This window comes from Streptomyces sp. NPDC085596 (assembly GCF_044541565.1).
In the GTDB taxonomy this organism is placed as follows: Bacteria; Actinomycetota; Actinomycetes; order Streptomycetales; family Streptomycetaceae; genus Streptomyces.
Genome location: NZ_JBITTC010000007.1, coordinates 116,276 through 141,044, shown reverse-complemented (window position 1 = coordinate 141,044; position 24,769 = coordinate 116,276). Strand labels below are relative to the sequence as shown.

The following is a 24,769-nucleotide window of genomic DNA, read 5'->3' as shown; positions in this document are numbered from 1 at the left end:
AGCGTTCGGCAGCCGGCGTCAGCCAGTCAGGCATGTGAACTCTGGGTTTGAACATGGACGCGCGGCAAGGAAACGTCGAGTCAAGGGGAGGTAAAATCGTTCGGTTCTCTGACCTCGGTTCAGGGATATGAACAACTAGGCCGGCTCGGCGGCTACTTCAGCTCGTCCGGGCACGGCGTGCCGCGCGGCAGCTGGTAGGGCGCCGCCAGGTGGTACGTGCCCGCCCTCGGCGCCAGCAGCACCGTCCAGCGGTCGCCCGCCGCGTCCACCGGGGTCTCCCGCAGGCAGCCGTTGACGTTGACGTACGACTTCGGCGAGTCCTCCGGCCGCCGCTTCGACTCCTCGGTCTCCTGCGGCGGCGTCAGGCTCTTCCCCTGCTCGTCCACCACGCTCAGCCACGGCGAGTACGGCACCCGGATCAGGACCCGGCCCGGCTCACGCACGTCCAGCGTCATCTCGCCCTGCTCCGCCCGCCGCACCACCGCGTGCGGCTCGGCCAGCGGCGCCGGGTCCGTCACCCGGTACAGCTGCCAGTTGGAGTCGTTCCAGATCCGCTCCAGGTACGGCATCCCGCGCAGCACCAACTGCCGCTCGCGCACCCCGCCGTCCCCGTCCGGGTCGTCCACCCTCGGCAGCACCACGTAACGCACCGCCCACCGCTGGAGCCACTCGTGGTAGTTGGCCGAGTTGAGCGTGTCGTCGTAGAAGAGCGGGTTGCGCTCCATGTCGGCCTGCCGGTTCCAGCCGCGCGCCAGGTTCACGTACGGGGCCAGCGCGGAAGCCTCCCGGTGGGAGCGCACCGGGATCACCTCCACCCGGCCCTTCTCCGCGTCCGCCCGCTGCAACTGGTGCACCAGCGGCGCCAGCTCACGCGCCCAGGACGCCGCCGGGGTCGTGTGGATCACGTCGTCGACCGACTTGAAGCCGATCCAGCCCACGAAGCCCGCGAACGCAAGCACCGTCGCGTACCAGCGGCGCGAGCGCGGCGCCGTGAACGGCAGCGCGGCCACCAGGGCCACGCCCGCGAACAGCATCGGCAGCCGCGAGATGTTCGAGCCGATCTGCGAGCTGATCAGCCACACCAGGACCACGCTCAGGCTGTACACGCCCGCCGTCAGCCGCACGGTGACCCACTCCCTGGGCACCAGGAACGCGCACAGCAGCCCGTACAGCAGCGGCATGATCACCGAGCCGAACGTCATCGGCTGGGTGCCGGAGAACGGGAACAGCCACGCCGACGCGGCCACCACCGCCGCCGGAGCCAGCCCCAGCGCCCACGCGCCCGGCCGCCGCTTCTGGAGGAACAGCGCGACCGCGGCCAGGCCCACGAACAGCCCCGCCACCGGCGACGCCATCGTGGCCAGCGCGGCCATCGGCGCGGCCGCCAGCGCCTTCGCCCAGCGCTTGTACCGCCCCCGGTACGGCCAGCAGCACACCACCGCGACCGCGCCGGCCGCGAACAGCGCGGCGAGCCCGTACGCCACCCACCCCACGGCCCCGCCGAGCAGCGCGAAGATCCCGGCGAGCGCGGCCAGGGGCGCCGCGGCCAGCGGCGTGGCCCAGCGCGCGTACCGCCCGTCGTACGGCCAGCAGAACACCGCCGCCACCGCGCAGAGCGCGAACAGCGTGCCGAGTCCGAACGTCACCCGGCCCGACACCGCGTTGCCCAGCAGCGCGAACACCCCGGCCAGCGCGGCCCACAGCGGATTGCGTACCACCCGGCTGCGCAGCAGGATCATCGTGAGCAGGGCCGCCGAACCGGTGCCGGCGATCATCATCGTGGTCCGCACCCCGAGCACGGACATCAGATACGGCGACACCACGCTGTACGACACCGGGTGCATGCCGCCGTACCAGGCGAGGTTGTACGCCGAGTCCGGGTGCCGGCCGACGAACTCCGCCCAGGCGTCCTGCGCCGCGAGGTCGCCGCCGCTGTTGGCGAACGTGAAGAACCAGATGATGTGCAGGACGCCCGCGAGCAGGGTCACCGACAGCACGGGGTGCTCGCGCACGCGGGTGCGCAGGGAGTCCAGGATGATTTCGCCGCGCCGGCCCGGTATCCGGGGGCCGGACTCCGGGTCCGGATGGGCGTTCTCGGCGCGCTTCGGCTCGGTTGTCGCCACGTCAGGCACTCCCCGTGTCCCGTCTTCCGTTCTCGGCCCCCTGCGCGGCCGGGGTGCGGTCGCCGGTGACCTGCCCCGTTTCGTGACGCTAGCACGCACCCCGCCGCCCGGCTCCTGTGGTGGGAGCGCGGACGGCGGGGTGTGGATACGGCGCGTGGCGCGGGGGTCAGCCGATGCGGGTCAGCTTGCTGCCGAGGCCCGGTTCGGCCAGGTCCGCGCGCAGTGCCACCGGCACCTTCACGGCACCGGCCGAGCCGTCGCCCACGGTCAGCGAACCGACCTCGGTACCGGCCTTCGCGGTGTGCGGGATCGTGCCCGAGGTGAAGGAGAGCCGCACCTTCAGGCCCGCCCAGCCGGCCGCCTTCACGTCCTCGGTCACCTCGACCGGGGTCCGGCCGCCCAGGCCGTCGTCCACGTACCCGACGACCGTGCCCTTCTTCAGCACCGTCTCCGACTTCAGCGCGCCCTGTCCGGCCCGGATCAGCGCGTCGCTGCTGTCCATGGCGGCGCTGAGGATGCTGTTGTCCCGCTTGCTCGGCGGCTGCCGCAGCACCGCGCCGATGATCATCCGGGTCTCGCCGTCGACGTCCTGCTTCGCGGCGAAGACCAGGTTGCCGAGCGCCGAGGTGGTGGTACCGGTCTTGATGCCGACGACGTTGTTGTGCCCGACCAGCTGGTTCCAGTTGGAGTGGTACGTGCCCTTGTAGTCGGTGTACGACATCATCGCCGCGACCTCGCGGAACGCGGGCATCTCCATGGCGGCCTTGGCCAGCTTCACCTGGTCCGTGGCGGTGCTGACGGTGGAGTTCGTCAGACCCGAGGGGTCGGTGTACGTCGTCCCGCTCATGCCGAGGCCCTTGGCGGCGTCGTTCATCTTCGCCACGAACGCCTTCTCCGAACCGGCGTCCCAGCGGGCCAGCAGACGCGCCACGTTGTTCGCGGATGCGATCAGCACACCCTCCAGGGCCTCCCGCTGGGTGATCTTGTCACCCTGCGTGACGTCGACGGTGGACTCCTGGCCCGCCTTCGACTGGTCCTGGGCCGCCTTGTCGATCTCGATCTTCGGACCCTCGTCGCCGCTCTTGAGCGGGTGGTCGCGCAGGATCAGGTACGCGGTCATCACCTTCGCCACGCTGGCGATCGGCACGGGCTTGCCCGAACCGGACGAGCCGAACGAGCCGATGCCCTGCACGTCCAGCGCGGCCTGGCCGTCGGCCGGCCACGGGATGTCCGGCTTGCCGCCCTCGAAGGTGTAGCTGTCCTTCGCGGTCAGCGCGAGCGTGGGCTGCGGCAGCGGGCGCATCGCCTGGACGACCCCGAGGATCACCACCAGCAGGATCACCAGCGGCGTCCAGATCTTCACCCGCCGCACCAGCGTGCGCACGTGCGTCTCCGGCGGCGGAGGCGTGTTCGTCAGCTCCGCCAGCAGGTCCAGCGGGGGCCTCGGCGGCAACGGCTGCTGCGTCGTCCGCTCCGGCCCGACCTGCGGCACGGCCCGCGTCTCCTCGGCCCTGGCCTGCGGCGCCTTGAGATCGGGCTTCAGCGCGACGAACCTGCTGGTCCGCTCGGCCTCCTGCTCGGCGGGAGAGGGCTTGGCCTTGCCGCCGACCTTGAGCATGGTCGTCGGCTGATCCACCTCCGGCTTCCTGGCGGTGGGCGCCTTGAGAGCGGTGGTGGGGGTGTCCACGGGCTTGCCGGAAGCCTTGGGGGCGGGCTTGCCGGCGGCCTCGGGGGCGTCGTCGGTCTTGGCGTCGCGCTTGGGAGCCGGAAGGGGGGTGCCCTTGGCGGAGCCCTCGGGGGTGCCGTCGGCGCCGGGCTTGGCGCCGCCCTTGGGGGTGCCGGGGGTGCCGTCGGCCTTGGCGGCCGGGGCGTCCTTGGCGGAGGTGGTGTCCTTGGCGGCCGGAGTGGCGGTGACCCCCTCGGCGTCCTTGGTGTCGCCCTTGGCATCCGGGAGGGCGGCACCCTTGGGGGCGGCCTTGTCGCCGCCCTTGGGCGCGGACTCGGAGTCACCCTTGGCGGCCGGCGCGGGGGCGTCCGTCCCGGAGTCCTCGGAGTCCTCGGCGGAGCCGGAGGCGTCCTTGGCGCCGCCCTCGGCCGCCGGGAGGGAGGCGCCCTTGTCCGAGCCCTTAGGGGCGTCGTCGGTGCTGGGCTTGGCATCGCCCTCGGGGGCGGCGGAGCCGGAGGTGCCCCCAGGGGTGTCGTCGGTGGCCTCGGGGTCGTCGGAGGAGGCGCCCTCGGCGTCGCCCTCCTCGGTGCCCTCAGCGGGGCTGGAGGCGCCCTCAGGGGCGTCCTCGCTGTCCTCGCCGGGGGCATCCCCGTCCGAGCCCTCGGACGTGCCGTCAGCGGCGTCCGTGGCGTCGTCCTTGCGCGAGTCCTTGAACGTGTCGTCAGGCACGGCAGCGGCGGCGCTCCCGGCGTCCTCCGCGTCCGCGTCCTCCGTGTCCTCGGAGCCGCCCTCGGCGGTGCCGGAACCTTCCTCCGCCGCGCCCTCGGCGTCAGCCGCAGAACCCTCCGCGTCCGAACCACCCGACGCGTCCCCGGCCTTGGCCGAACCGGCACCCTCGTCGGAGGACGACGACTTGCCCTTCGCCGGACCGCCGGAGGGACGGACCCACGCCGAGACAGCCTCGCGGAGTTCCTCGTCCTCCACGGGACCCGTCGAGTCAGCGGCAGAAGTCGCCCCGGCTGAACCCACGGAGTCGGATTCGCGGGCCGCCGGCACCGAACCCCCGCTCCCCGACGTCGGTTCCACTGACGCCTCGTGCTGCTTCGACCTGTCGGGGGACTCGCCCGCCACCGATGCCTCCTCCATGCGCCGCACGCGCACTCGCGCGCCCTGTCCGAACCATGTACCAGTGTCCTGTGTGGGGGTTCGCCCGTAGTGGCAGACGAGAACGACATACCTGCCGGTTCCCCCATGAACCGGGCACGCGCCCTCGACAGATGAATGTGAGAGGCGTCACCCTGTCATTCATCCACGCGGGGAGGCATGGATGGCCAGGAGCCGCAGAACACTTCCGGAAGAGCTGCTGATGCTCGCACTGGACCCGGCCACGGGTACCACTGCGCAGCCGCAGTCGCTCGACCTCGGTCTGGCCGGTGCGCAGCTAGTGGAGCTGGCGCTGGCCGGACGGATAGCCCCAGACGGGGATCGTATCGCCGTGGTGGTGCCACGGCCGACAGGAGATCCGACTCTGGACTGCGCGTTGGAGTTGCTGCGAAGGCGCGGCGCTCCGGTACGGGCCGTCCATTGGATAGGCGGGCCCCGGCTGGGCCTGCGCCAGACCTATCTGTCGCACCTGGAAAGGTGCGGCATGGTGGCCGCCGTACCGGGCCAGATGTGCGGCGTACTGCCGACCACGCGGTACCAGGCGACGGACACCGGCATCAGCCGGGAGATCCGCGGAAGGCTCGACTCCGCGATCCGTACCGGCGTACCACCGGACCCACGGACCGCCGCGCTCGCCGCGCTGGCCCATGCGGTCGGCCTGGGCAAGCACCTGTATCCGGGGAACGAGGGACGCTCGTCCCGCTCCCGGCTCAGGGACCTGATCCGGCACGACCCGATGGGCGGCCTGGTCGCGCACGCCGTGATGGACGTACAGAACGGCGCGGGCGCCCAGTCGAGGCGCGGTCAGGGCCCCACCGGCCGGCAGCCCGGACCGGGGGCCGGGGAACCCGCACGCGGGGTCCCGATGCAGCCGCATCACGGCTCGATGGCCCGCGCGGCGGCACACTGAGCGGCCCGGCCGAGGGCGATCCCCATCGGCCGCAGGCGAGTTGACGGGCGGGACGGGCGGACCACAGGGTCCCCCGCCCCGCTCCGTCGCTTGCGCGTATACCAGGCCGCCGGCCCACGCGTACCCCGAACTGCCGGGTACGCGCCGCATATCCGACGTTTCCCAGCGGTAGAAACCACCTTGGTGGCAGTCTGCTCAACAGCAGATACACAAAGTGTCAGATACAGGCAGCCAGCCGGAGGTGCGCGTCCCGTGGCGTCCAATGTCAATCCCACCGTCAGGCGGCGCCGGCTGGGCCAGGAGCTGCGCAAGCTCCGTGAGCTCAAGGGCATGACGGCCGAAGAGGTCGCCGACCGCCTCCTGGTGTCGCAGTCGAAGATCAGCAGGCTGGAGAACGGCCGCCGCAGCATCAGCCAGCGCGACGTCCGCGATCTGTGCGGGGTGTACGAGGTCGAGGATCAGAGGGTGGTCGACTCGCTGATGGAGATGGCCCGCGACTCCCGCCAGCAGGGCTGGTGGCACACGTTCGGCGACATCCCGTACAGCGTCTACATCGGCCTGGAGACCGACGCGCAGTCGCTGCGCGTGTACGAACCCCAGCTGGTGACCGGCCTGTTGCAGACCCGCGCGTACGCGGAGGCGCTGGTGCGGGGCGCGCTGCCGGAGACCTCGACCGCCGAGATCGAGAAGCGCGTCAAGGTCCGTATGCGCAGGCAGGACCGGGTCACCGACGACAACAACCCGCTGCGTCTGTGGGTCGTGCTCGACGAGGCCGCGCTGCACCGCGTCGTCGGCAGCAAGCTCATCATGCGCGAGCAGCTGGAGCACCTGATCGAGCTGTCCCAGCTCCCGCACGTCACCGTGCAGGTGCTCCCCTTCGAGGTCGGCGCGCATCCGGGGCTCAACGGCCAGTACGCCATCCTGGAGTTCGCCGACGCGGCCGACTCCAGCGTGGTCTACCTGGAGGGCGTCACCAGCGACCTCTACCTGGAGAAGGCGCCGGACGTGCAGAAGTACGCCGTGATGTACGAGCACCTGCGTGCCCAGGCGCTCCCGGTGGAGCAGTCCCAGCGGTTCATCGCGGACGCCGCCAAGAAGTTCGCCCAGTGAGCCGGTGAGGGTGCCCGCCGGGGTTTTCGTACGTGGGGCGAGGGATCGTACACCGTCGCCCCACTCCCATGACGGCTCACTTGGAATATGCCACTCGCCCGAGTGAACGGCCCCTGCGAGCAGGGCGGTTGGCCGGTAGCGTCGATCACGCCAATCGCTCGCAAGGGTTGGCGCGAACCGCACCACCGCAACTCGCAACAGGAGTGGACATGGCACTGATTCAGGGCGCGACGGAGACGTGGATGAAGTCCTCCTATTCCGCGGGCAACGGCGCCTGCGTCGAGGTCAAGTCGCCGACCGCCGCCGAACTCGCCGTACGCGACTCCAAGGACATCGCGGGCCCCGTCCTGGCCTTCCCCGCCGCGGCGTGGACCGCCTTCGTGACCTCGGTCAAGGCGTAGGGGACCGGCCCCGGTCCCACCGCGTAGAGGCACTCGACCGCTGCTTCGACGATCACAACAGCACAAGCACCACCCGCGAAGCCCCCTCGACCGGTCGCCGTCCTTGCCGAGGGGGCTTCACCCATGTCAGCGCACGGGCAGCGCCACGTCGCAGACCGGGTCGTCGGGTCCGGCCGCCGCCCAGTCCGCGAAGTACACCTCACGGCAGGGTCCGGCCACCGTCAGCCCCTCGGCCGCCGCCCACCGCTCCACCGCCTCGAAGGCGGCCAGGATCTGCGGATGCGCCACCCGCGCCTTGGTGATCCGGGTCCGCGCCAGCCGCCCCGCGGGCTCCACCCGCACCCGGGCCGCCCACGGGCCGCCGTGCCGTCCGGCCCACGCCCGCGCCGCCGCCTCGTCGGCCACCGGTACACAGGACTCGGCGGGACCGTCGCTCTCCATCGACACCTCGGAGTGGTAGACGACGTACGGCGCCCCGGCCACACCCCCGCACTCCCGGGCGCCCGCCTCCAGCCGGCCCAGTGAGGCGCCGATCCAGGTGGGCAGCTCGTCGGCCAGCGTGTGCCGGGACTCGGTGAGCACCACCTGCTCCGGCACGTCCATCACGTCCACCGCGAACATCTCGTCCATCTCGGAAGCCCTTCCCGACAGTCGTCCACGGAGGTAGGCGGCGAGGGTCCGCTGCCCGGCGATCCGGGCCTCCACGTCCGCCCAGTAGGCGTCCACCAGCCCGGCCGCCGTCGCGCCCTCGGCGCCGAGCACCTCGGCGATCCGCGCCAGCGGCATGTCCAACTGCCGCAGCAGGGCCACCAGCCGGGCCCGGTCCACCTGGTCGGCCCGGTAGTACCGGTAGCCGCTGGCCTCGTCCACCTCGGCCGGGGTGAGCAGGCCGAGGCGGTCGTACAGGCGCAGCGCCTTCGGTGAGAGCCGGGACCGGGCGGCGAACGCGCCGATGGTCAGCAGTGGTTCGGGGTCCACGGGGCCTTCCTCCGTCACCGGGCGGCTGCTCCGCCCGGTGCGAGGGACGCTCCGGCCTGCCCCAGGGGCAAGGTCAACCGAGCTGGGCCTCGATCGCGGTGGTGACCTCGGCGGAGTCCGGCTCGGTCTGCGGGGCGAAGCGGGCGACGATCTGGCCGTCGCGGCCGATCAGGAACTTCTCGAAGTTCCAGCGGATGTCGCCGGTGTGGCCCCCGGCGTCGGCGAAGCCGGTGAGGCGGTCGTAGAGGGGGTGGCGGGCGTCGCCGTTCACGTCGACCTTCTCGGTCAACGGGAAGGTCACGCCGTACGTCGCCGAGCAGAACTCCGCGATCTCCTCGGCGGAACCGGGCTCCTGCCCCATGAACTGGTTGCACGGCACGCCGAGCACGGTGAACCCGCGCCCGCCGAACCGCTCCTGGAGCCGCTCGAGGCCCGTGTACTGCGGGGTCAGCCCGCACTTGGAGGCCACGTTCACCACGAGCACGGCCTGCCCGGCGTACCGGGACAGCTCGGCGGAACCGCCCTGGAGGGCGCCGATCTCGACATCGAGGGGGGAGGGGGTGTGATCGCTGGTCGTCATGCGGGCAGCCTAGCCAGGGCCCACCCGCCCGGCCTCCACCAGTACCTCCCCGGCCGCCGTGCGCGTGTACAGCACCGAGCGGCCCGCGCGGCGGCGGGTGATCAGGCCGGACTCGCGCAGCACCTTCAGATGGCGGCCGACCGAGCCGAGCGTCTGGCCGGTCAGCGCGGTCAGCTGGGTGGTGCTCAGGGGGGACTCCAGGAGGGTGAGGACGCCGGCGCGGGCCGGGCCGAGCAGCGCGCCCAGGCTCGCGGGCACCGGGCGCTCGGCCTGCCCGGCGAGAGCACCGGCGCACGGGTAGACCACCGCGTACCGCTCCCGCTCCTCCCAGGCCACCCAGCGCTGCCGCTGCGGGGTCACCGGGACGAGGACGAGTTCGGCGCCGGAGATCTCGCGGGGCGGGTAGGCGTGCCGGTTCACCTGGAACCGGCTCTCCCCGAGCCACCGCGTCCCCGGCCGCAGCGAGTCCAGCACCCCGGCCCAGCCGCCCCGCCCCATCCGCGCGGTCCGCGCCAGCACGTCCGCCTCCAGCACCCGCCTCCGCCGCTCCCAGTACGGCCGTACCGTCTCCTCCCACACCCACTCCAGCAGCACGGCCGCCCGCTCGGGCAGGTCGTCCCGGTCCAGTACGGCGGGCAGCGGGCCGGCGAGGGAGAGCAGCAGGTGCGCGCGGGCGTCGGCGGGGCGGGCGGCCCGTACCCGGCCGACCTCCTCGGCGAAGGTCTCGCCGTCGCGCGGGGTGGGGGTGAGGAAGTCGGCGATCCAGTCGCGGCCCAGCCCGGCGCGGATCAGCCGCCCGGTCACGGGGTCCTCCGCCAACCGGGCCCGGTACGCGGGCAGATGGGCGCGCAGCCACTCCCGCTCGCCGGGGTGCGCGGGCGTGGCGGCGTGCAGCAGCTTCAGGCAGGCGAAGGTCTCGGCGAGCGGGGAGATGACGAACCGGCTGCGGGCCAGGGTGTCCGCGTCGAGCAGCCACCAGCCCATGCCCGTACCCCCTGACCGTCCCGACCTTTCGCCGCCCGGCGAAACAATAACGAGCCTCCGCCGTCCGGCCGAGACTCCCCGCATGCCCAGCTACAGATCCCTGTTCCGCACACCGGAGTTCACCCCTCTCTTCCTCGCCTCCTCCGCGCAGACCGCCGCCCAGACGGTGGGCGGACTCGCCCTCGGCACCCTCGTCTACCGGGCCACCGGCTCCCCACTGCTCTCGGCGCTGAGCATGTTCGGCCCCGCCCTGGCCCAGGTACTCGGCGCGACCTTCCTGCTCTCCGGCTCCGACCGCCTGCCCCCGCGCACCACCCTCGCCGCCATCGCGCTGACCTTCGCGGCGGGCACCGCGTTCCAGGCGGTACCAGGGCTGCCACCCGGTGTACTCCTCGCCGTGGTGCTCCTGTTGGGCCTGGTGGCCGCGCTGGGCGGCGGCGTCCGCTGGGGCCTGGTGAACGAGATCCTCACCAAGGACGGCTATCTGCCCGGGCGTTCCCTCTTCAACATCATGAACGGCCTGACGCAGACGGTCGGTTACGCGACCGGTGGGCTACTGCTGGCCGTGATCTCCCCGCGCGTGTGTCTGCTGCTCGCGGCCGGCCTGTACCTGACCGCCGCCCTCACCCTTCGCCTCGGCCTCACCGCCCGCCCGCCCCGCACCACCGGCCGCCCGTCCGTGGCGGCGACCTGGCACACCAACGCCGTCCTGTGGTCCTCCCGCCCCCGCCGCCTCGCCTACCTGGGCCTGTGGGTGCCCAACGGCCTGGTCGTCGGCTGCGAGTCGCTGTACGTGTCGTACGCGCCCGAGTCGGCGGGCACGCTGTTCGCCTGCGGGGCGGTGGGGATGCTGGCCGGGGACGTGACGGTGGGCCGCCTCCTGCCTCCGGCGGTCCGCGCCCACCTGGCCACGCCGCTGCTCCTGCTCCTCGCGGTGCCGTACCTCGCCTTCGCGGCCCACCCTCCGCTGCCGGTGGCGCTACTGTGCGTGACGCTCGCGTCCGTAGGGTTCGGCGCGAGCCTGGTCCAGCAGGAACGCCTGATGTCCCTCACCCCGGACGCCCTGTCGGGGCACGCCCTGGGGCTGCACTCGGCGGGGATGCTGACCATGCAGGGGGTGAGCGCGGGGGTGGCGGGCACGCTGGCCCAGGTCACGTCTCCGGCGACGGGGATGACGGTGATGGCGGGGGCGTCGGTGGCGGTGACCTTGGGGCTGGCGCTGGCGGGCCGCACCCCGGCCCGGAATACGGCCGTCCGGGTGGATGCTGAGGCATAGGTGACGGGCATGCCGGACAACGCCGCCGTCGAGGAACGCCTCGCGGCGGAACGCGCTGCCACCCTGACCCAGATCGAGGCCCTGACCAGGGATTTCCAGTCCATCGTCGACGCGAACGCCCTGGTCGCCGTGGACGACGAACACGACCCCGACGGCTCCAGCACAGCCTTCGAACGAGCCCACGTCTCCTCCCTTCTCACCCAGGCCCGCCTACACCTGGAGCACCTGGACGAGGCCCTGGTCCGGCTGAGTGAGGGGCGGTACGGGATCTGCGAGCGGTGCGGGGCGGAGATCCCGGCGGAACGGCTGGAGGTACGGCCGGCGAGTACGCGGTGTGTGGGGTGCGCGGCGGCGGGACCGCGATAGGTGTGCCCTACACGGACGGGGGCGCGTCTGGCACGATCACCGGGCGGGCGGGTTGTCGCGCGCGAGGGCAGGACGGCGGACGCGGGAGCGGTAAGTGCGGGACTCAGAGAGCCGGGTTGTTCCAGCCGAGGTGGCAACTGACGCAGTTGGTACGGCAGATGCCGACCGTACGGCTAAACGGGCCGTGACCGTCTTCCCCTTGCTGGTGCTGGCTGCGGGCGCCCTGGGGATGGTGATGCCGTCGACGTTCGCCGAGGGCAAGGAGGCGGTGCCCTACCTGCTCGGCGTCGTGATGTTCTGCATGGGCCTGACGATGACGTCGGAGGACTTCCAGGGCGTCGTGAAGCGCCCCTGGGCCGTCGCCCTCGGCCTGGTGGCCCACTACGTGATCATGCCGGGCCTGGGCTGGGCGATCGCCGAGCTGCTGGACCTGCCCCCGGCGCTGGCCGTGGGCGTCATCCTGGTCGGCTGCACGCCGAGCGGCACGGCGTCCAACGTGGTGACCTTCCTGGCCAGGGGCGACGTGGCACTGTCGATGTCGGTGGCGACGGTCTCCACGCTGCTCGCCCCGCTGGTCACCCCGTACCTGGTCCTGCTGCTCGCGGGGCACATGCTGGACGTCGAGGCGGGCCCGATGGTCGTCGACATCCTGAAGACGGTCCTGGTCCCGGTGGTGGCCGGCCTCCTGGTGCGGCGCCTGGCCGCACCCGTGATCCGCCGCTGCCTCCCCGTCCTGCCCTGGCTGTCGGCCGGGACGGTCGCCGTCATCGTCCTGATCGTCGTGGCGGCGAGCGCCTCCGCGCTGAAGGACGCGGCCGCGATCGTCCTCCTCGCGGTGGTCCTGCACAACGCCTTCGGTCTGGCCCTCGGCTACGGAGCGGCCCGCCTGGCCAGGCTCGACCCGGCCGCGAGCCGGGCCATGGCCTTCGAGGTCGGCATGCAGAACTCGGGCCTGGCCGCGTCCCTGGCGGCGACGTACTTCACCCCGCTGACGGCCCTTCCGGCCGCGGTCTTCTCGGTCTGGCACAACCTGTCGGGCGCGGTGGTGGCGGCGTGGATGAACCGGCGTTCCACGCAGGCGGGCTGACCGGCCGAGTGCCGCTCAGCCCGCTTCACGACCCGGTGGGCTACTTCTTCACCTTGCTCGGCCGCTGCCGCCCGTGAAGTGGGCGGCAGCGGCCGGCGGCCCCTGCGGCTATGCGGCCGTCGAACGGGGCTGGGCGTCCGGGATCCGTGAGGTGAAGAACATCGCGAGGAGCGCGGCGAAGGCGAGGATGGCGAGTGCGGCGCGCAGACCGTCGATCCTGGCCTCGGTGTTCGCGTCGAGTGCCGCCCGCGTCACCTCCGTGCTCGTGCCCGCTTCATCGAGGGCGGACTTGAGCTGGGCGTCCGACAGGAACGGTGCGCCGCTCTGGAGTTCGACGGTCGCCTGGCCCTTGACCTCGGCCGGGATCGCCGGGTTCTGCTCCACGCTGGTGAGGAAGGAGGTCGTCAGCGCGGCGATCAGGACCGATCCGGCGAGCGCCGTACCGATCGAAGCGCCGAGGTTGGTGACGGCGTTCTGGACGCCGCCGACCTCCGCGCTCTGCGTTTCCGGCACCGCGGACACGGTGACCGACCCGAGCTGGGACGCCAGCGCGCCCATGCCCAGCCCGATCAGCAGGAGGGGGATGGCGACGATCTCCGCTCCGGCGTCCGCGTCGAGCGCGCCCATCAGGGCCACCGCACCCGCGAGCAGCGCGAGGGTCCCGAGTCGCACCACCCGCCGCGGTGAGACGTCCGGGAAGAAGCGGGGGATCAGGACGGCGGCCGCCAGCAGCGTCACGGAGAGCGGCAGGATGCGGGCACCGGTCTGGAGCGCGGACAGGCCCAGGGCGACGGACAGATAGAGCGGTACGACGAAGAAGACGCCCATCTGGACGAGGTACTGGAAGAAGAACATCGTCAGTCCGCCGGTGAACTGCCTGTTGCGCAGCATGCCTGGATCGACGAGCGGCTCCCCGCGCCGCTCCACCATGCGGGCCTCCCAGCGGAGGAAGAGCCAGACCAGGAGCAGACCGGCCAGCATCAGCCACACGACCAGTGAGACCCCGAGCCCCGAGGGCGCGCCGGGCTTCGGCTGGAACCATCCCCATTCGTCCGAGCGGAGCACGCCGTAGACGAAGAGCCCGAGCCCGAGCGCGGAGAGCACGGCGCCGACCAGGTCGATGCGCGGGCGTTCACCGACCGGTGCGTCGGCGATGCGGCCGGCGAGCCCCAGGATGCCGAGCACCATCACGACCTCACCGGCGAAGACCCACCGCCAGGAGAAGTACGTCGTCGCGACACCCCCGATGAGTGGTCCCACCGCGATCGCCACGGCGCCCGCGGCCGCGACGAGACCGTAGGCGGCGGGTCGGCGTTCGGCGGCGAAGTTGCTCGCCACGAGCGCCACGATCGCGGGCAGGATGAGTGCCGCCCCGATCCCTTCGAGGAACGACCAGCCGAGCAGCAGCACGGGCAGGTTCGGCGCGAGCGCCGTGGTGAGGGAGCCGCAGCCGTAGACGACGCAGCCGATCATGAACGCGCGTTTGCGGCCGATCAGCGCCCCCGCCTTGCCGCCGGGGATCATGAACATCGCCATCACGAGGGTGTAGGCCGTGATCGCGCCCTGCACACCCGTCACCGTGGTGCCCACGTCCTCGGCCACCGTCGCGATCGAGACGTTCATGACCGAGCTGTCGAGCGCCATCAGGAACTGACCGGCCGCGAAGGCCAGCAGGACGATTCGCGCCGTCGCCGGACTCTCGGCGGTGCCTGCTCCGGATGCCATGCGCGCATCGTCCCAGCCGCCCCGGAGGGCGCTCGGCGACCCGCCCCGGAGGTCGACCGGTTGGCGGACCGTGGCCGGCGGAATCACTCGGGCCGGGCGGCCGGGAGTTCCTCCGCCGGGAGCCGGCCCGCGCGTACGGCGTCGGCCAAGGTCTGGTGGTCGCGCTCGTTCTGGTCGGCGTACGCCTCGGCGAAGGCGGCCAGTGCCCGGTCGAAGGAGACACCGCCGCCCAGGTACGCGGCGATCGCGATGCGGTCGCCGGACCGCGCGTGCGCGCGGGCCAGGGTGAACCCGCACAGCTCGCCGAACACCCGCATGTCCTTCGGCCGCATCCGTTCCGGTACGGCGATGCCCTTCCAGTCGCGCAGTTGGCGGACGTAGAAGTCGCGCTGCCTGCCGTCGATCCCGTCCACTCGTTCCCAGCCGAGGAAGATGTCGCTCGTGGCCTGCATCAGCCGCTGGCCCGAGACCACCCGCTCGCCCTGGTTGCGGTACCGGCTCTCGCCGACGTGTGCGGCGAGTACGGAGGTGTCGGCCTCCTTGGCCTGGAGGAAGAGCGGGTCCTGGTCGTCCCGGCCGAGGAGCAGGAAGATCCAGCAGCGGGTGCCGACGCTGCCGACGCCGACCACCTTGCGGGCGACGTCGGCCAGGCGGTAGTCCGCCAGGAGCGTGCGCCGGTCGGAGGCGAGCGTGCGGCCGTACCGCTCGACGAGGTCGCGGAACTGGCTTTCCAGCGCGCTGCGTTCGACCTCCGGCAGCAGGTCACCGGCCGGGACGAGCAGCGGGGGGTCCGCCGCGATCCTGGGCCGGCCGTCGACCGTCTCGGTGAGCTTGTCGAAAGCCTGCAGGCTGTCGCGGGTGCGGGCCTTCGCCATGGCGTGGGCCAGGTTCCTCCGACCGCTGTCCGTCCCGCGCAGCCGGCCCGCGACCAGGGACTCGAGGAGGTCCGCACCGATCTTCGCGTACCAGACGTCGAGATTGCCCATGCCCGCGAACCGGATCATCGCCTCGCGGTACGCACGGACCGTGGAGTTCACGATGCGGGCGCGCTCGGCGTCGTCGAAGCCGTTCGCCCGGCCCGCGATGACCAGGCTCGCCGAGAGCCGTTTGACGTCCCACTCCCAAGGGCCCGGCAGGGTCTCGTCGAAGTCGTTGATGTCGAACACCAACTGCCGCTCGGGCGAGGCGAGCAGACGGAAGTTCAGCAGGTGCGCGTCCCCGCAGAGCTGGGCCGTGAGTCCCGATACCGGGGTGCCGGCCAGGTCGGAGGCCATGATCGCGGCGGCGCCCCGGTAGAAGCGGAACGGGGACTCCGTCATCCGGCCGTAGCGGATCGGGACCAGTTCGGGCACGCGCGAGGCGGACTGCGCCTCCAGGATCGTCAGCGGGTCCGGCCGGTCGGGAGAGGGCCGGTACACGGCGTGGCCCGACCGGGGCGAGCGGCGCCGCGCCGCCTTCCCGAGAGCCGCACGGTCCGCGGGCGTGGTGCCGGGTGACGCGCGCATTGCTGTGGTCGCGCTCCGGGACATCGAAGACCTTCCTGCCTGGCCCGCGGGCACGGCGCATGCCGGACCGGACGGGCAGTGTCTCGCCCCGCTGTCCGGTGCCGGCCGCGCGGATCATCGATGCCGGGCGGGCGCCCGCTCTCAGCCCTGGGCCGCTATTTCGGCATCGGCGACGGCGATGGCGATGCCGAGTGCCGTGGCGATGTTGGCCGCTGCCGTCATGACGCGGGCGGTGCCCACGATGGGTGCGATGGCGACCAGGACGTCCTGCAGTTCTTCGGCGGTCACGCCGCTGTCGAGGGCGGGGTCGATATGGGCCGCGTAGGAGATCGGCGGGGCGTCGGAGGCGGCGAGTGCCGCGATGCGCGTGAGTATGAGCGCGTTCGTGGGCAGCCCGCAGCGCTCGATCGAGTCGACGGTCATGGCGGCGAGGGTGTCCAGGACGGGGGTGTCGGATGCAGTGGACATGTCGCACGTCCTCCTGGTGAGTTCGGGCCCGAGAGGGTGTGAGGCGCGAAGCGGAGGGAGTTCCGCGGATGTGGGGCCTCTCCTCAACCGTAGAACCCGTCCGGGCCCCGTGCACGGCACCCCGACATGCGCGGTGAACCCGGGAAGACGAGATTGGAAGTAGCCCGACCGGCCGAGGGCGGCCGGTATCGGTAGCGGCCTGCTGGTCTTCGCCCGGGACGGGAGACAACCATGAAGGACCTCAAGTTCGAGCAGAAGCGCTCGCTGTCACGCCTTGAGGCGGCTGACCAGCTCACGGCACTCGCGGCCGCGCTGCGGGAAGGCGGGGAGGCGGAGCTGGATTTCGGCTCCGGAACGCTGAGCCTGCGGATTCCCGACGACCTCCACAGCGAGATGGAGATCGAGATCGGCAACGGGGAGATCGAGCTGGAGATCGAATTCAAGTGGCCGACCGCGCGGAAGCGGGCAGCGCCGGCGCCGACGGCCGCAGGCACGGAGGCCGCCGCCACGCGGAAGAGGGTGCCCGCGAAGCCGGGACGCGGCGACACGGGCAGAGCCGTGAAGCGGGCCGCCGCGAAGAAGTGACCTAAGCAAGCGCGGAGGCCCTTCCGTTCACCGAACGAAAGGGCCTCTGGCCAGGTGTTTCTCTGTGCCCCCGGCAGGATTCGAACCTGCGACACCCGCTTTAGGAGAGCGGTGCTCTATCCCCTGAGCTACGAAGGCGGGGTACGACGGCCACCGGGGTGGCTGCCCCTGACAGGGTAGCGGATCAGGGGTGGGGTGGTGGGCGAGCGGGGTCGCGGCCGGCCAAAGGGTCGGGTTCAGCGGCGACTTGGCAAGACCGGTCCCGCCGCGGCCGTCGTGCCCTTCGCCGCGTGGGTGCGCGTCACCCGTACCCGGTACTTCCCGTCCAGCCCCGCGCTCGCCACGTGGATCGTGATGCCCGCCGCCGGGTCCTTGAAGGTTTCTCCGGGGGAGAAGGGGGCGTCGGAGAGTTCGGCGTGGACGTTGGGGCTGCGGGTGCAGCCGCCGCTGTCGCGGTGGGCGTCGTAGACGGTGATGGGGCCGCGGCCGGTGTCGACGGAGGCGTCGACCTTGTAGACGAGGATGCCCGGCTTGCAGACGGACTCGTCGTTGCCGCCCTCCGCCCGTAGCTCCAGCGCGTACGCGGTGCGGTTGTCCAGCGGGACCATGACCAGCTTGCCGCCGGACTTCTGCGAGAGCGGGGACAGGGTGTAGTCCGCGCTGCCCGCGGCCGTCGCGCAGCTGACCTGGGACGCGGGCAGCCAGCCCAGTTTCCACTTGTGCCAGCCCAGCAGGTCGTTGTTGGCCCCCCAGTCCTCGCTCATGATGTCCCAGTGCCCGACCGCGCTGCCCCCCTCCTGCGTGTACAGGTCCGGCAGCCCGAAGGTGTGCCCGTTCTCGTGCGGCAGCACCCGGTACCCCGTCTCCGCGTACGCGCCGGAGCCGTCGTCCTGGCGGGAGTAGACGAAGGAGGCGTTGGCGACCGCGGTGCCGTCGGCGATCGGGGCCTCGCCGTTGCCGGCGAAGGTCACGGAGAGGACCGTGTCCAGGGCGGAGGGGCCGGCGTTCGGGGTGACCAGCACGTTCAGCAGGTCGTACGAGCGGAAGTCCACGTCCGGGTCGGCGGCGGAGACGATGTCCCGCACCAGTTGCCGGTAGCCGGGGTCGAAGGGGGCGCCGCGCTCTATGCCGTAGTCCTTGAACGGCTTCGGCATCCGCAGCCAGGAGGTGATCGGGGTCTCGGCGCGGTAGTCGAGCCGGCCGTACGACGCCTTGGCGAACCATTCCTGGGTCTTCGGGAAGAACTCGTGGAAGCGGTCCATCGCCTTGCCCTCGCCGGGGGTGTCCGGGAAGTCGACCATCAGGGTCAGGGCGTGGACCGTACCGGTGGAACGGGAGTAGCCGGTGGAGGTGGGGAAGCCCTCCGTCATCTGGACCTCCGCCGCCCCCTGGATCATGCAGGGGGCCAGGGCGGTCGTGCGTATCAGGCCGATCGGCCCGGCGGTGGTGTGCGCCGTGAGCTGTCCGGACCCGGCCGAGGTGCTGACCGCGAAGGTCAGCGCGGTCACCGAGGCGAGGGCGGCCACGCGGCGCGGGCGTATGCGGCGGCGGGGCGACGGCGGCTGCATGCATGGACCTCCCGCTCCACGGCAGCCCCCGTTACCTGGCTGCACCCTTTGCCTCACCCTGTGTCGCCGGGGCCGGGGTCGCGCGCTGGGGGAGACCGATCGTGGGATTTCGGCAGGAGTGGGTGTGAATCGCTTACCGTTGAGGTGAATCGCCGGGCCGGGAGCGGAAGAACGTCGCGCCGGACCAGATGTGACCCAGGTCACAGGCATTTCTTCCGGGGCGGGAAATAAGCGGGGAGGCTCTCCCCGTTTAGACCTGTGTCCGCGCGAAACGGGGAGCATCTCCCCGGATCAACGGACGATCACCGTCCACTTGTCCCGACCCGTACAGATGTGGAGCCCGCCGTGTCCGCCGTGCGCACCGCACCCTCCGCCCGCAGGGCGTCGCCCCGGCCGCGTGCCGACGCGCTCCGCAACCGGGAGCGGATCATCACCGCCGCACGGGAGATGTTCGTCGAGCACGGCCCCCAGGTGCCGCTGGACGACATCGCCCGCCGCGCGGGCGTCGGCAACGCCACCCTGTACCGCAATTTCCCCGACCGGGACGCCCTGGTCCGGGAAGTCCTGTGCTCCGTGATGGACCGCACGGCCGAGGCGGCGAAGTGCGCCCTGGCCGAGACCGGCGACGCCTTCGCCGCACTGGAGCGCTTCGCGCACGCCGCCGCCGAGGAGCGGATCAGCGCGCTGTGTCCGATGGTCTCCAGCACCTTCGACCGCAACCACCCCGATCTTGAGGCGGCGCGGGAGCGGGTGGAGGGGCTGATCGCCGAGGTCATGGACCGCGCCAAGGCGGCCGGCCAGCTCCGTGCGGACGTCGGCGTCGGTGACCTGATGGTCGCCGCCGCGCAGCTCAGCCGGCCCCCGGCCGGTACGGCCTGCTTCGACGCCGACCGCTTCGTACACCGTCATCTCCAGCTGTTCCTCGACGGGCTGCGGGCACCGGCCCGCTCCGTCCTGCCCGGTACGGCCGTGACCATGGAGGATCTGCGCCAGTCCTGATCTGACCGACCGATCCGACCGACCGATCCGACCGACCCGCCGGGCCCGCACCCCGGAGCCATCTTTAGCCACCCGGCCGCCAACGAGGGCGAGCCGGTGGGGCCCCGCACGCCCTGTGCGCGTACGAGACGCCGTACGACCGTGCCCCGCATGTCCGATACGTCCGACCGAAGTCCCGAACGGGGTACCCCCATGTCCGAAACAGTCACCAAGCCGCCCGCGGCCGCCGCGCCCGGCGGCGACGCCAACCGCTGGAAGGCGCTCGTCTTCATCGCGCTGGCCCAGCTGATGGTCGTCCTCGACGCCACCATCGTGAACATCGCGCTGCCCTCCGCCCAGCAGGACCTGGGCATATCCGACGGCAACCGGCAGTGGGTCGTCACCGCCTACGCCCTCGCCTTCGGTGGTCTGCTGCTCTTCGGCGGCCGCATCGCCGACCTGTGGGGCCGCAAGCGCGCCTTCCTGCTGGGTCTGGCCGGCTTCGCCGCGGCCTCCGCGCTCGGCGGCGCCGCCACCACCGGCGTGATGATGTTCGGCGCCCGCGCCCTCCAGGGTGTCTTCGGTGCCCTGCTCGCCCCGGCCGCGCTGTCCCTGCTGGCCGTGATGTTCACCGACGCCAAGGAGCGCGCCAAGGCGTTCGGCATCTACGGCGCCATCGCGGGCGGCGGCGGTGCCGTCGGCCTGATCCTCGGCGGCTTCCTCACCGAGTACCTCGACTGGCGCTGGACCTTCTTCGTCAACGTGCCCTTCGCGGTCGTCGCCGCGGCCGGTGCCTGGTTCGTGATCCGGGAGCCCGAGGGCGGCCGCAACCGCTCCCCGCTCGACATCCCCGGCGTGTTCCTGTCCACGCTCGGCCTGGTCTCCCTGGTGTACGGCTTCACCCGCGCCGAGTCCGACGGCTGGAGCGACGCGGTCACCATCTCGATGTTCGTCGCCTCCGTGGTGCTGCTGCTGGCGTTCGTGCTGGTCGAGAAGCGGGTCAAGGCTCCGCTGCTGCCGCTGCGCGTGGTCGCCGACCGCAGCCGGGGAGGCATCTACCTCTCGCTGGGCCTCGCCATCATCGGCATGTTCGGCCTGTTCCTCTTCCTGACCTACTACCTCCAGATCGTGAAGGGCTACTCCCCGGTCAAGACCGGCTTCGCGTTCCTGCCGATGGTCGCGGGCATGATCACCGGCTCCACCCAGATCGGCGCCCGGCTGATGATCCGGGTCCCGGCCCGGCTGCTGATGGGCCCCGGCTTCCTGTCCGCCGCGCTCGGCATGCTGCTGCTGACCCAGCTGGAGATCGGCTCCTCCTACGCGGCGCTGCTGCTGCCCGCGATGGTGCTGCTCGGCCTCGGCATGGGTACGGCGTTCATGCCGGCGATGTCGCTGGCGACCCAGGGCGTCGAGCCCAGGGACGCGGGTGTCGCGTCCGCGATGGTCAACACCTCGCAGCAGGTCGGCGGCGCGATCGGCACCGCCCTGCTGAACACCATCGCCGCGTCCGCGACCACCTCGTACGTCAAGGACCACATCGCGTCCGCGACCGCCGCACCGCAGCAGCAGTTGGTCAAGCTCCAGGGCATGGTGCACGGGTACAGCTCGGCGATCTGGTTCGCCGTCGGCATCCTGGCGGTCGCCTCGCTGATCGCGTTCACCATGGTCAACGCCGGTAAGCCGGGCTCCACCAAGGTGGCCTCCGGTGACGGCGCCGAGGACGAGATCCCGGTGCCGGTGGTCGCGCACTGACGCGCTGACCACCGGCGGGACTCAGCGGAGCCAGGGCAGGTCCGCACCCGCTTCGCTCGGCTGAAGGCCCTCGGCGACGATCTCCATGATCTCGCCGAGGGCCTTCTGCTGCGTGGGGCTCAGCCGGTCGAACAGCGCCTGCCGCACCGTGGTCACATGGCCTGGCGCGGTACGGCGCAGCACCTCGGCGCCCTCCTCGGTGAGCACCGCGAACTGGCCGCGCTTGTCCGAGGGGCAGTCCTCGCGGCGCACCCAGCCGCTCTTCTCCAGCCGGGCGACGGCGTGCGAGAGCCGGGAGCGGGTGATCTTCGACTTCCGGGCCAGCTCGGTCATCCGCAGTCTGCGGCGCGGTGCCTCGGCGAGGCCGACGAGGAGGCCGTAGTAGATGTGCGGCATGCCCGCGTCGCGCTGGAGCTGCCGGTCGAGGTGGTCCTCCAGCAGCGTCGTCGCGTGCAGATACGCCCGCCAGACACGCTGCTCCTCGTCGGTGAGCCAGCGGTGTCCGGATGCCGGCTCCGTTGCCGGGGTGGATGCCGAGTTCATGTCTCCCACTGTACGAGCCACCTTCTTGAAACTTGAACAAGTCGGGCGTAATCTGAACGAGTAATGCTTGAGAGTTAAAGCAAAGCCGTCTGAGCCTCGGTGGGGCCGCCCCGAGGCCGCCATGGGAGGAGCCGTCATGCACGACACCGCCGAGCCGCCCGCTCCCGACCGCATGCCCGCCCTCTACCTCAGTCATGGCGCCCCGCCGCTCGCCGACGACCCCGTCTGGCCCGGCCAGCTCGCCGCCTGGTCCGCCGGACTGCCCCGCCCGAAGGCGATCCTGATGGTCTCCGCCCACTGGGAAGAGGCCCCCCTCGCCCTCGGCGCCACCCACACCGCCCCGCTGGTCTACGACTTCTGGGGCTTCCCCGAGCACTACTACCGCGTACGCTACGACGCCCCCGGCGCCCCCGAACTGGCCGAATCCGTACGCAAACTGCTGCGCGCCCCCGGCACCCCCGTCCAGGACGTGCCCGACCGGGGCCTCGACCACGGCGCCTACGTCCCGCTCGTCGAGATGTTCCCCGAGGCCGACCTCCCGGTCCTCCAGGTCTCCCTGCCCACCCTGGACCCGGCCCGGCTGATGGACATCGGCCGCAGGCTCGCGCCGCTGCGTGACGAGGGTGTGCTGATCGTCGGCTCCGGCTTCTTCACCCACAACCTGGCCGCGCTGCGGCACCGCGAGGGTGTGCCGGGCTGGTCCGCCGAGTTCGACGACTGGGGCCGGGCCGCGCTGGACGCGGGCGACTGGGACGCGCTGCTGGACTTCGAGACCAAGGCCCCGGCCGGGAAGCTCGCCCACCCCCGGACCGAACATTTCGCGCCACTGTTCGTCACGCTCGGTGCGGCCGGTACGGACGCGCACCGGTCGGTGATCGACGGCTTCTGGATGGGGCTGGCCAAGCGGTCGGTCCAGTTCGGCTGAAACAGACCCCGCGGCTCAGTCCGCCGTCAGGTCCTTCTGGTACCAGGCCACGTCCCAGTAGCGGCCGAACTTGCGGCCGACCTCGCCGAACGTGCCCAGGTGCCGGAAGCCGAAGCGCTCGTGCAGCCGGGTCGACGCCTCGTTGGGCTGGGTGATGCCGGCGAAGGCGCGGTGCACGTCCTCCTCGGCCAGCGCGGCGAAGAGGGCCTCGTAGAGCAGGGTCCCGACGCCCCGGCCGGTCGCGTCCGGGGCCAGATAGACCGAGGTCTCCACCGAGGTGGCGTACGCGGCCTTCGGGCGGTGCGGGCCGGAGGTGGCGTAGCCCAGGATCTCCGCCGACTCGGCATCCGTGGCAACCAACAGGCGGTGCGGGCCGTCTTCCGGGTGGGAGAGCAGCCAGGGGCGGCGCTCCATCGGGGTGAGAACCGCCGTGTCGAATGTGATGGCGGTCTCACGTACGTAGTGGTTGTACAGCGTCGTGAGGGCGTCCAGATCGGCCTCGGAACCCGGCCTGACCTGCACCTCTGTACGGCTGGACGGCATCGCGCCTCCCCATGTGGCCCGACAGGGTACTGCATGATCAGAAAAATCGGGGGGCGGGTTGGGAATTCTGTCCGGATTCCAGTCGTTGTTTCCCACGGATGCAGGGCACCCGAGGAGAGTCCCGAGGGAGGGTCCGGAGTGCCGAGCGTTCGCCAGGACCACCTGCCAGCCACCACCGCAAGGGAGCACGCATGGCAACCCGCGCCGTCGCCCGTCGTAAGTCCGCCAATGGGGGCACCTCCCAGGCTCCGGGCTCTGGGGGACAGACGGCCGACTCGACAAGCAGCGTCCGCGTGCGCGGCGGCGAGATCGCCGACCGCGACCTGGTCGGCATGTACCTCGAAGAGATCGCGCGTACGCCCCTGCTCGACGCCGCCAAGGAGGTCGAGCTGTCCCAGACGATCGAGGCGGGCGTGTTCGCGCGCCAGGTCCTCGACGGCCAGGAGGAGACCGCCGCCGAGGCTTCCCGCGAGGAGCTTCAGGTGCTGTTCGACGAGAGCGAGCGGGCCAAGGACGTCTTCATCCGCTCCAACCTCCGCCTGGTCGTGGCCGTGGCCCGGCGCTATCCGCGCAGCGGCCTGCCCCTGCTCGACCTCATCCAGGAGGGCAACGCGGGCCTGGTGCGCGCGGTCGAGAAGTTCGACTACCGCAAGGGCTTCAAGTTCTCCACGTACGCGACCTGGTGGATTCGTCAGGCCATCACCCGCTCGATAGCCGACCAGTCCCGCACCATCCGGCTCCCCGTCCACCTGGTGGAGGAGCTGGGCCGTATCCGACGCGTCCAGCGCGAGTTCAACCGGGAGCACGGCCGGGACCCGGAGCCCACGGAGATCGCCGCCGAGCTGGCTTCCACCCCGGAGCGGGTCACGGACGTGCTCGACTGGTCCCGTGACCCGGTCTCGCTGAACATGCCGGTGGACGACCAGGGCGAGACCCAGTTCGGCGACCTGCTGGAGGACACCTCCGCGGTCTCCCCCGAGCAGTCGGTGCTGAGCCTGCTGCGCCGCGAGGAGCTGGACGACCTGATCGGCCGCCTGGACGAGCGCACCGCCTCGATCATCAAGATGCGGTACGGCATCGAGGACGGCCGCGAGCGCACCCTCACCGAGGTCGGCAAGGAGCACGGACTGACCCGCGAGCGCATCCGGCAGATCGAGAAGCACGCGCTGCTGGAACTGAAGAAGCTGGCCCGCGACACGGGGTTCGACGCGGCGGCATAGGACCCTGGCCCTAAAGGGAGAACCCTGGCCCTAAGGGAGAGTGGGCACGCGGTGCGTTGGTGCCGGGCGCACGGTCGTACGCGCGGTACGGTCGGCGCCGGGTGTGTGAGCGGCGCCCGGTGTGCGACCGGCTCGTCCGGAGGCGCGCGGTGGCGAAAGACGGCGCAAACATGGCGCGGTCCGGTCGCTTCAACGCCTCGGGACGAGGGAACAACCCTTGCGGGCCCAGGAGTTGAGGCTCCGGGGGTCGCACTCCCACCGTGCTCGAAGTCGTACCGCGCAGCGCCCCCACCGCTGCGACCGCCTTACCGG

22 protein-coding genes and 1 tRNA gene are annotated in these 24,769 nt (G+C 71.8%); 11 read left to right on the top strand and 12 right to left on the bottom strand.

Features of this window, described 5'->3' with window-relative positions:
* Positions 1-152: 152 nt before the first annotated feature.
* Positions 153-2,012, bottom strand: a complete 1,860-nt coding sequence (locus ACIGA3_RS21340; RefSeq protein ID WP_399718519.1) for an MFS transporter — start codon at positions 2,010-2,012, stop codon at positions 153-155.
* Between the two features lie 277 nt (positions 2,013-2,289).
* Complete coding sequence (locus ACIGA3_RS21335) at positions 2,290-4,935, bottom strand: D-alanyl-D-alanine carboxypeptidase (RefSeq protein ID WP_399717893.1); 2,646 nt, start codon at positions 4,933-4,935, stop codon at positions 2,290-2,292.
* Positions 4,936-5,116: 181 nt separating this feature from the next.
* Here ACIGA3_RS21335 and ACIGA3_RS21330 point away from each other — a divergent pair, with 181 nt between their 5' ends.
* The 3 genes from ACIGA3_RS21330 to ACIGA3_RS21320 all read left to right on the top strand — a co-directional run bounded on the left by ACIGA3_RS21330 (position 5,117) and on the right by ACIGA3_RS21320 (position 7,374).
* Positions 5,117-5,863, top strand: a complete 747-nt coding sequence (locus ACIGA3_RS21330; protein ID WP_399717890.1) for a GPP34 family phosphoprotein — start codon at positions 5,117-5,119, stop codon at positions 5,861-5,863.
* 252 nt (positions 5,864-6,115) lie between these two features.
* Positions 6,116-6,973 (top strand): helix-turn-helix domain-containing protein, encoded by an 858-nt coding sequence (locus ACIGA3_RS21325; RefSeq protein ID WP_399717888.1) that lies wholly within the window; start codon positions 6,116-6,118, stop codon positions 6,971-6,973.
* 209 nt (positions 6,974-7,182) lie between these two features.
* Positions 7,183-7,374 carry a DUF397 domain-containing protein gene (locus ACIGA3_RS21320; protein ID WP_399717886.1) on the top strand — a complete coding sequence of 64 codons (192 nt, stop codon included), beginning with the start codon at positions 7,183-7,185 and terminating at the stop codon, positions 7,372-7,374.
* A gap of 126 nt (positions 7,375-7,500) precedes the next feature.
* Here ACIGA3_RS21320 and ACIGA3_RS21315 read toward each other — a convergent pair whose 3' ends face one another.
* The 3 genes from ACIGA3_RS21315 to ACIGA3_RS21305 form a co-directional block, all read right to left on the bottom strand.
* Positions 7,501-8,352 (bottom strand): MerR family transcriptional regulator, encoded by an 852-nt coding sequence (locus ACIGA3_RS21315; protein ID WP_399717883.1) that lies wholly within the window; start codon positions 8,350-8,352, stop codon positions 7,501-7,503.
* A gap of 73 nt (positions 8,353-8,425) precedes the next feature.
* Positions 8,426-8,932 (bottom strand): glutathione peroxidase, encoded by a 507-nt coding sequence (locus ACIGA3_RS21310; RefSeq protein WP_399717881.1) that lies wholly within the window; start codon positions 8,930-8,932, stop codon positions 8,426-8,428.
* A 9-nt stretch (positions 8,933-8,941) separates the two neighbouring features.
* On the bottom strand, positions 8,942-9,916 hold the full coding sequence (locus ACIGA3_RS21305; RefSeq protein ID WP_399717878.1) for a helix-turn-helix domain-containing protein: 975 nt from the start codon (positions 9,914-9,916) through the stop codon (positions 8,942-8,944).
* An 82-nt stretch (positions 9,917-9,998) separates the two neighbouring features.
* Here ACIGA3_RS21305 and ACIGA3_RS21300 point away from each other — a divergent pair, with 82 nt between their 5' ends.
* The 3 genes from ACIGA3_RS21300 (at position 9,999) to ACIGA3_RS21290 (ending at position 12,645) form a co-directional block, all read left to right on the top strand.
* Entirely contained in the window at positions 9,999-11,192 is a 1,194-nt protein-coding gene (locus ACIGA3_RS21300; protein WP_399717875.1) for an MFS transporter, read from the top strand.
* Between the two features lie 9 nt (positions 11,193-11,201).
* The gene (locus ACIGA3_RS21295) at positions 11,202-11,558 is read left to right on the top strand and encodes a TraR/DksA family transcriptional regulator (protein ID WP_399717873.1); all 357 of its coding nucleotides are present in this window, start codon (positions 11,202-11,204) and stop codon (positions 11,556-11,558) included.
* 130 nt (positions 11,559-11,688) lie between these two features.
* A complete protein-coding gene (locus ACIGA3_RS21290) occupies positions 11,689-12,645 on the top strand; it encodes a bile acid:sodium symporter family protein (protein ID WP_399717871.1) in 957 nt (318 codons plus the stop codon).
* A 108-nt stretch (positions 12,646-12,753) separates the two neighbouring features.
* Here the strand turns inward: ACIGA3_RS21290 and ACIGA3_RS21285 are convergent, their stop codons facing one another.
* From ACIGA3_RS21285 to ACIGA3_RS21275, 3 genes are all read right to left on the bottom strand, one after another.
* Positions 12,754-14,370: an MFS transporter gene (locus ACIGA3_RS21285; RefSeq protein ID WP_399717869.1), complete on the bottom strand. Its 1,617-nt coding sequence runs from the start codon at positions 14,368-14,370 to the stop codon at positions 12,754-12,756.
* Positions 14,371-14,453: 83 nt separating this feature from the next.
* Complete coding sequence (locus ACIGA3_RS21280) at positions 14,454-15,899, bottom strand: DUF2252 domain-containing protein (protein ID WP_399717866.1); 1,446 nt, start codon at positions 15,897-15,899, stop codon at positions 14,454-14,456.
* 117 nt (positions 15,900-16,016) lie between these two features.
* On the bottom strand, positions 16,017-16,343 hold the full coding sequence (locus tag ACIGA3_RS21275) for a carboxymuconolactone decarboxylase family protein (RefSeq protein WP_399717863.1): 327 nt from the start codon (positions 16,341-16,343) through the stop codon (positions 16,017-16,019).
* Between the two features lie 231 nt (positions 16,344-16,574).
* On the opposite strand from ACIGA3_RS21275, the gene ACIGA3_RS21270 reads away from it, so the two are divergent.
* Positions 16,575-16,928 (top strand): amphi-Trp domain-containing protein, encoded by a 354-nt coding sequence (locus ACIGA3_RS21270; RefSeq protein WP_399717860.1) that lies wholly within the window; start codon positions 16,575-16,577, stop codon positions 16,926-16,928.
* 65 nt (positions 16,929-16,993) lie between these two features.
* Here ACIGA3_RS21270 and ACIGA3_RS21265 read toward each other — a convergent pair.
* Positions 16,994-17,066 (bottom strand) — tRNA-Arg (locus ACIGA3_RS21265).
* Positions 17,067-17,164: 98 nt separating this feature from the next.
* A complete protein-coding gene (locus ACIGA3_RS21260) occupies positions 17,165-18,496 on the bottom strand; it encodes a M6 family metalloprotease domain-containing protein (protein ID WP_399717857.1) in 1,332 nt (443 codons plus the stop codon).
* A 354-nt stretch (positions 18,497-18,850) separates the two neighbouring features.
* Here ACIGA3_RS21260 and ACIGA3_RS21255 point away from each other — a divergent pair, with 354 nt between their 5' ends.
* Together ACIGA3_RS21255 and ACIGA3_RS21250 are read left to right on the top strand one after the other, a co-directional pair.
* On the top strand, positions 18,851-19,495 hold the full coding sequence (locus ACIGA3_RS21255) for a TetR/AcrR family transcriptional regulator (RefSeq protein WP_399718516.1): 645 nt from the start codon (positions 18,851-18,853) through the stop codon (positions 19,493-19,495).
* A 192-nt stretch (positions 19,496-19,687) separates the two neighbouring features.
* A complete protein-coding gene (locus ACIGA3_RS21250) occupies positions 19,688-21,226 on the top strand; it encodes an MFS transporter (protein WP_399717855.1) in 1,539 nt (512 codons plus the stop codon).
* A gap of 21 nt (positions 21,227-21,247) precedes the next feature.
* Here ACIGA3_RS21250 and ACIGA3_RS21245 read toward each other — a convergent pair whose 3' ends face one another.
* Positions 21,248-21,769: a MarR family winged helix-turn-helix transcriptional regulator gene (locus ACIGA3_RS21245; protein ID WP_399717852.1), complete on the bottom strand. Its 522-nt coding sequence runs from the start codon at positions 21,767-21,769 to the stop codon at positions 21,248-21,250.
* 136 nt (positions 21,770-21,905) lie between these two features.
* Between ACIGA3_RS21245 and ACIGA3_RS21240 the strand changes: the two genes are divergently transcribed.
* Positions 21,906-22,694, top strand: a complete 789-nt coding sequence (locus ACIGA3_RS21240; protein WP_399717850.1) for a dioxygenase — start codon at positions 21,906-21,908, stop codon at positions 22,692-22,694.
* Positions 22,695-22,709: 15 nt separating this feature from the next.
* On the opposite strand, the gene ACIGA3_RS21235 is transcribed toward ACIGA3_RS21240, so the two are convergent.
* On the bottom strand, positions 22,710-23,237 hold the full coding sequence (locus ACIGA3_RS21235) for a GNAT family N-acetyltransferase (RefSeq protein ID WP_399717847.1): 528 nt from the start codon (positions 23,235-23,237) through the stop codon (positions 22,710-22,712).
* A 191-nt stretch (positions 23,238-23,428) separates the two neighbouring features.
* On the opposite strand from ACIGA3_RS21235, the gene ACIGA3_RS21230 reads away from it, so the two are divergent.
* Entirely contained in the window at positions 23,429-24,457 is a 1,029-nt protein-coding gene (locus ACIGA3_RS21230; protein WP_399717845.1) for an RNA polymerase sigma factor RpoD/SigA, read from the top strand.
* Positions 24,458-24,769 lie beyond the last annotated feature (312 nt).